The sequence below is a fragment of the Thermosulfurimonas dismutans genome, from assembly GCF_001652585.1.
GTDB classification, from domain to species: Bacteria; Desulfobacterota; Thermodesulfobacteria; order Thermodesulfobacteriales; family Thermodesulfobacteriaceae; genus Thermosulfurimonas; species Thermosulfurimonas dismutans.
Window position 1 is genome coordinate 1 of sequence record NZ_LWLG01000059.1, and the last position, 600, is coordinate 600.

Here is a 600-nt window from a genome sequence, read left to right on the forward strand (position 1 = left end):
ATTTGTGGAAAAGTTAAAGAGGTTCAGGAACAATCAGTGATCTTAAAGATTAGGGGGCCCTGTCGGGGAGAGAAGACCTTCAAGATACCGTCTGACCTCAGATCCCGAATTCGAGAAGGAAGTATCGTGTGTTTCAAAAGTTCTGCTACGAATTGTAGTGATATCAATACCCTTTCTTTGATCGATCGAATTTTTATCTCTCCTGGGAGATAACCATGAGAAGAAAATTCGAGGTTTCATGGTTAATGTTATTGAGTTTATTTTTTGTTTTTTGGTAATGAAATTACCCAGGTATCTGTTTCGCTTATACGGAGGCGGAGCGTACGACCATCAGAAAGCTCGAAAGAAACCGTCTCTCCCAGTGTTCCATTTAGAGAAATTTTCAAAGTGTTTAAATCTATAAAAATCCGCCGAAACAGAAACTCCTGAAGGATACCTATACCGATAACTTCTGATAAGATCGGTGCCATTGGCCGGCACAAAATAAAAAGCATATGTCTGCCCTGAGCGTACCGGCAATTCTATATCGAAAGCATCAATCCTATAATAAGGAAATTCGAGACTACGAGTGTAAAATTCCCAGGAAAAATCTTTTGTCTC

The 600-nt window shown here is 39.7% G+C and carries 2 protein-coding genes; one reads left to right on the plus strand and one right to left on the minus strand.

What is annotated here, in order from left to right:
• The coding region (locus tag TDIS_RS11345; RefSeq protein WP_208595715.1) for a hypothetical protein at positions 1 to 213 on the plus strand (213 nt) is incomplete at its 5' end.
• Between the two features lie 117 nt (positions 214 to 330).
• On the opposite strand, the gene TDIS_RS11350 is transcribed toward TDIS_RS11345, so the two are convergent.
• Positions 331 to 600 (minus strand): hypothetical protein (locus tag TDIS_RS11350; RefSeq protein WP_208595716.1); only part of this gene is annotated, 270 nt, incomplete at its 5' end.